This window comes from Vibrio sp. 10N.222.55.C7, from assembly GCF_041473335.1.
Classification (GTDB): Bacteria; Pseudomonadota; Gammaproteobacteria; order Enterobacterales; family Vibrionaceae; genus Vibrio; species Vibrio crassostreae_C.
The window spans coordinates 1-5,537 of record NZ_JBFRSC010000093.1; the positions used below are offsets into that span (position 1 = coordinate 1).

Genomic DNA, 5,537 nt, shown 5'->3' on the forward strand with positions numbered 1-5,537 from the left:
TTTCAGACGTTACAAAAAAGCACACTTAACTTAAAGTTAGACTTAAAAGTTAGAAACCCCTTACACAACGAGGGCTAGAAGCCATTTATCTAACTTTTACATGTAGATCTAATTTTTCTGTAAGAGTTCAGGTGCTAAATGAAAAAATTAGATCACCAAAAATTGGTGGTCTCTACTATATTTTTATCTAACTTTATATGTACTGGTTCATACTCAGTCTGACAAAATCGTGGTTCGATTTCACCTGTTCACACAATCATACACTAACCACTAAACTCATTTTTGGACAAAAATCATTTAGATTATTTACTTAAATCGAGAGTCATCGGATTAGTTCAGGTATCTAAAACTCCAAGGTCTCACCATCAGCAGGAATAAGGACTTTATCTGACAAACCGTTTTTATCAATTGCTTCTTTAAGAATTGGTCGAGTCACTGCACAGTGGTTTAGTGCCTCCATATGGTTCGCAATCACCTTGTTAGGGGAAAGACGGATAAACTCCATCACTTCATCAATAGACATCAATAACGGTTGACCAACGTCCATACGAGCACGACCTGCCGCGACTACTGTGATATCAGGTTTCAACTCAGTCAACGCTCGTTTTACATCATCGGTTAGAACTGTATCACCGCTAATGTAAATAGAAGGCTCATTGGGGAGCTCCAAGAAAAATCCAACACCATTAGCCATTACCTTGTGAATCCATCCATGGCCGTGCAAAGCCGGAACCGCGGTGAGCTTTCCGTCTAGAAAGTCGATAGTTTGCCAGTCTTCAATTCCCCAATTTACCGTTAAGTCGTATTTTTCTAGGTAAGCCTTATCTTTGGCTGGTGTCGCAACTGGGATATTACGACTTGTTAAAAACGTCTCACCTGCCGGATCTAGGTGATCTCCATGTTGTAATGCCTTGATACCAAGTGTTTGACTGTGAGTAATTAAGGTATGAGTAACCTTGTTTAGTAGCTCATCGGCATTACTTGGCATCTCAACGGTTGGATTTTTCGCGGCCTTAGCCTTAATGACTGAAAACGGAGGCATAGAGCCTTTTTTCCCCAACATAGGATCAATAAGGATAAATGTTTCGCCAGATTCAATGAGAAAAGTTGCGCTACGTAGGTGGTGGATCTTCATAATGCCTCTCTAAACTCACTAACAAGTCATGTTCTCTATACGATTTAGTATGCTACTTTCCGACTTCTTATGATACTGTCTTGAAAGTCAACGTTCGCGCAAATCGAGACACTCATGAACAAATCAAGCGAGTTAATTAAAATTACTATGATAGCCTTTGAAGGCATCAGTGCTTTTCATCTCTCTGTGCCCTGTCTGGTGTTTCGAGATATCTTTTTCGGTCAGCCGGTTCGGTTTAACTTGAGGATCTGTAGCGAAAACAGCTTGCGGTTTGAAACAAGCTCTGGATTTGGTGTGGTGGTCGATAGCGATCTAAGTGCTACCCAAGAAGCCGATATTATAATTATTCCAAGCTGGCCAAATGACCTGCCAGAGCCAAGTGAGCGACTTCTAGAGGCGTTAATAGATCATCATGATAAAGGGAAGTTGCTGGTAGGGCTCTGCCTTGGTTCTTATGTTCTCGCGTGTGCTGGCGTTCTCGATGGCAAACGAGCCACAAGCCACTGGGCATTTACCGAACAATTTCAGCAGCAATTTCCTAAGGTGAATTTTGACCCAAACCCTCTATTTGTTGAACATGAGACTATCATCACCTCTGCTGGAGTAGCAGCTTCACTCGATTGCTGTCTGCACATAGTGCGCCGTTTGTGTGGTAGTGAGCTTGCGAATGATCTCGCTCGTAAGATGGTGACTGCACCATCTCGTAATGGTGGGCAGCAACAATACATACCAGCACCAGTCAACATAAAACCCCTCACAGAGACAAGTATTAACCTTGTGATTGAGCAGGTTGAGCAGAGTCTCAATCAGTCTCATTCACTAGATGAACTCGCTGAGCGCTGCGCGATGAGTAAACGTACCTTTACACGCCAGTTTAAATCCACCTATGGTTGTACATTTGGTGAATGGCTGCAAAATCGACGTTTGGTGTTTAGCCAACGTCTATTAGAAACCACGAAACTATCGATACCTCAAATTGCAGAGCAAGCGGGTTTTGGCTCTGACAGTGTATTTAGAAAGCACTTTAAATCTGCTTTTCATGTATCGCCGGTTCAGTGGCGCACGACTTTCAAGCAATAGAACTCATTTCATTGAGGGCATTTTTGCGTTACATGCTACCGCCAGCATACCTTTGGGCAGAAATGAGTTTCGGAAAAGTAAACATTAGCAAATCATGAATAACTACAGGTATGGCAAAGAGGAAAAAGTTTCAACGGTGTCTCCAATTGCTTTATTGAAATACTAGTACCTGATCCCGTACTGGAATCAGGTGATTGTTATGAGAGACAAAAGACAAGACATGACCCTATTGTTTCTAATGCTGAGTCACAAGCAGTTTTTTTCCATGCTCGATTAATCATTATCAGCATTACTGATAACTTAAGCGCGTTGCAGCAAATCGGTTAAGTAAAGTGTGCATGATGTAACACAGTAATAAAGTCGCTACGATGGCAACCAAAATACTGCTAATACGGTAAAGTGCACTATATATCAGATCGCTACCTGGGGTGAGGTATTGGCCAAATAAAATCCCTAGCGTGGTCATCGCTCCAAAGCCAACCCCAGCGCCGACGTTTTCTTTGACGTGTACTTGGCTAAATAGCATTAACCCAAACCATAAAACCGGCACGACTAAGATCAACAGCCCTGACCAATCATAAAGAAACAACTGGGCTAACACACCGAATGTCACTCCAAGAAAGGTACCTATCGCACGTTTAAGGGCATAATTTAATACCCCAGTAAAATGCATCGGATAAAGTAATAAAATTGTGGCAGCTTGCGCCGACATAGAGTCTTGCAGATTAAATATCTGGAACACGACAAAAGATGCTGTGGCGATAGTTGCCCCCAGTAATACTTCATGTCGCATTCGATTTACTGATTTTGCTGGTGGTTTTTGCAATTTTCTGGGTTCAACATCAGGGATTAACGAGACCATGATATAGGCGATAATGATTGCCAGTATTGTGGCGCCGAGATTAGCGCCGATGAGACCGTTTAGATCAGTATCAGGGTAACTGGCAAAATTAAGCATGATGCTCAGATTAAGTAAACTATTGGCACCATAAAGAAAAAAACTGCCGCGGGTCATGGCGGTAAAAAAGCCAACAAACACCCCAAAAATAATCAGGGTCATTAAGACTGGATGGCCACCAAATAAACCACCGATAACGCCTACCACTAATCCAGCTGTGACAGAAGACGCCAACACCTGCCGCGCGACATGGGCGGTGAACACAGGTGCTAGCCCTAGCAATACCATAGGGGTAACAGTATAAAACACCCCGTTACTAAAGCCGAACAGTTTGCACACAGTAAAGCCAATCGTGCCAGCAGTGGCAATACGTAGACATTGACGTAAATCATTGGCTGTCATGGGATTAAATCTTAGTAACATGATTGTTGCCTTGTGTCGCTGTAATATATTTAAAATAGCGCATCTATCAAATGTATGATGTTAATAGATATAGTGCAGCATACTGATGGCTTTAATCTGCCCATGAGCTAATAAGTTCAGCAAACTATTTTCTGGCATTATCTGCACCGTCGCCCGTGCCCCCGTTGGCAATGTTCTCATGACTTCGTCATTATCTAATTGTAAATGCAATCTCATTCTTTGGGCGTCACGGACCCAGCGATCAGATTGTTGCGGAGTCGCTAAACTGCCATTGGCATCGAACTGTCCGGCGCTAACCCCAGCATCAATACTGCTGACGTGGGCGCGATATAAACGGCCTGGTTCACCGTCAAACGCAACAAGGGCTTTAGATGAAATTGAGACATCTCGTAATGCCTTTTCTCTAAAATCAGCAATAATATCCACATCATCAGAAACAAGAGCCAGCAGTGGCTGGCCAATGGCCGCAAAGCCGCCGACCATGATTTGCAAGTTAGTAACTGTGCCGTCTTGATCCGCATGAACTTGGGTATAAGACAGGTTTAATTTGGCTTGGGCTAAGCGATTTTCGGCCTGACGTACTTTTAAGTTATTGTTACCGTAAACACCGCGGCTCACTTCTAATTGCTTTAAACGGGCTTGGGTTGCCAGCAAATTTGCTTCAGCCGCAGCGGCATCGCTGTCAGCTTGATCGCGTTGCTGTTGGGATACGCCATTAGTTTTGTACAGTGCATCAAGACGCTTTGCTTCGCTGCGTTTTTGTTGTGATGTGGTTTGGCTGGCATTGACATCAGCTTGCGCCGCTAACAAAGAGGCATCTAGCTCAGCGTTATCTTGCTGGACTTGCTCTAAAGCCAACTGCGCTTCATCTACCGCTAACTTATACGGTCTAGGATCTACTTCAAACAGTAATTCACCCTTGCTAACAACTTGGTTATTAGTGACAGCAATAGTTTTAATGCGGCCATTAACTTGTGGGGTAACCTTAGTCACAACCCGAGTTGCCATAGCCTGCGGCGTTAATGGCATAGTCGCATCAGCAAACATAAAGTAACCAAATACCAGCATAAAGCCTGCTAAGGCAATTTTTGTTAGCCGCGAAAATTGTTGATCTGGTGTCATATTTGTATTCACTTACTTGTCTGTCATTTTAGCTAATTTGGTTAACGCATTATTACCAATCAGATTAATTACTCTTTCAAACTCAGTAAGTTCTTCAGCGTTTATGCCTAAGAGCAATTGGCTACGGATATTGATAATTGTTACTTCAACTTTCGTTATTAAATCGAGTCCAGCAGGAGTCAAATTGACAAGTCTGGCGCGTTTATCATGGGGGCAACAGTGGCGTTCAATGAGCCCTTGCTGTTCTAATTGGGCTAAGGTGCGCATTAAAGAGGCCAGTTCAATTTCTAAGGCATTGGCTAATACTTTTTGACTGAGGTTGTCGCCTAATCGCCACAGTTTCCATAAGGCTGTCCAGCGTGGGTAAGTTAACTCTAAAGGGGCAAGTTCAATGTCAACAGCGGTGCGCCATAAGCGATGCAGACGCCCCAATTGTTCTGCCAGTGATAGCTCTTTCATATGGTCGAATTCTTTTTGCATCATGGTTCCCATTTACCTAGCGTGCTAACTATTATACTTGGTTAGCACGCTAAGTAAATTATTTTATACTATCAAAATCGCCTCATAAGCCTAAATCCCCTTAAAGTAATGAAAAAAAAGAATAAAAATGGAAGTGAAATAGGACATCCGATCTTTTACCAATAAATTTTAACCCAGCCAACCCAATCGCTGAGCCAGAAACACAGTAGATGACAAAAAATATTAGCTAACGCGCCCATTCAGTCACAAAATAAACGGAAGCGGAATTTTAAAGAAAAATATGTAGGATTTTTGAGATTTACAGGTGGCGTTGTTGAACAATTCCTCCCTAAGAGCGTAGTAACCCCAAGGGCTGCGAGCAATTAAGCCACTTCATTTCTTACGGGCATACCTAACAAC

The 5,537-nt window shown here is 42.8% G+C and carries 5 protein-coding genes; 1 reads left to right on the forward strand and 4 read right to left on the reverse strand.

Going from position 1 to position 5,537, the window contains the following annotated elements; translation table 11 throughout:
- Nucleotides 1-343: 343 nt before the first annotated feature.
- A complete protein-coding gene (locus tag AB4482_RS22665; protein WP_372181772.1) occupies nucleotides 344-1,135 on the reverse strand; it encodes an MBL fold metallo-hydrolase in 792 nt (263 codons plus the stop codon).
- 114 nt (nucleotides 1,136-1,249) lie between these two features.
- Between AB4482_RS22665 and AB4482_RS22670 the strand changes: the two genes are divergently transcribed.
- Entirely contained in the window at nucleotides 1,250-2,215 is a 966-nt protein-coding gene (locus tag AB4482_RS22670; protein ID WP_136979886.1) for a GlxA family transcriptional regulator, read from the forward strand.
- Nucleotides 2,216-2,504: 289 nt separating this feature from the next.
- On the opposite strand, the gene AB4482_RS22675 is transcribed toward AB4482_RS22670, so the two are convergent.
- From AB4482_RS22675 to slyA, 3 genes are read right to left on the reverse strand one after another with little or no spacing between them, the layout of a single operon-like run.
- Complete coding sequence (locus AB4482_RS22675) at nucleotides 2,505-3,536, reverse strand: DUF2955 domain-containing protein (protein ID WP_017059067.1); 1,032 nt, start codon at nucleotides 3,534-3,536, stop codon at nucleotides 2,505-2,507.
- Nucleotides 3,537-3,596: 60 nt separating this feature from the next.
- On the reverse strand, nucleotides 3,597-4,658 hold the full coding sequence (locus AB4482_RS22680) for an HlyD family secretion protein (protein ID WP_017059068.1): 1,062 nt from the start codon (nucleotides 4,656-4,658) through the stop codon (nucleotides 3,597-3,599).
- Nucleotides 4,659-4,670: 12 nt separating this feature from the next.
- Complete coding sequence (gene slyA, locus AB4482_RS22685) at nucleotides 4,671-5,138, reverse strand: transcriptional regulator SlyA (protein WP_017059069.1); 468 nt, start codon at nucleotides 5,136-5,138, stop codon at nucleotides 4,671-4,673.
- Between the last annotated feature and the right edge of the window lie 399 nt (nucleotides 5,139-5,537).

Excerpts from the sequence above, each read along its gene's own strand:
- AB4482_RS22665 (WP_372181772.1), bottom strand. The coding sequence starts at position 1,135 with ATGAAGATCCACCACCTACGTAGCGCAACTTTTCTCATTGAATCTGGC.
- AB4482_RS22680 (WP_017059068.1), bottom strand. The coding sequence starts at position 4,658 with ATGACACCAGATCAACAATTTTCGCGGCTAACAAAAATTGCCTTAGCA.
- slyA (WP_017059069.1), bottom strand. The coding sequence starts at position 5,138 with ATGCAAAAAGAATTCGACCATATGAAAGAGCTATCACTGGCAGAACAA.
- AB4482_RS22675 (WP_017059067.1), bottom strand. The coding sequence starts at position 3,536 with ATGTTACTAAGATTTAATCCCATGACAGCCAATGATTTACGTCAATGT.
- AB4482_RS22670 (WP_136979886.1), top strand. The coding sequence starts at position 1,250 with ATGAACAAATCAAGCGAGTTAATTAAAATTACTATGATAGCCTTTGAA.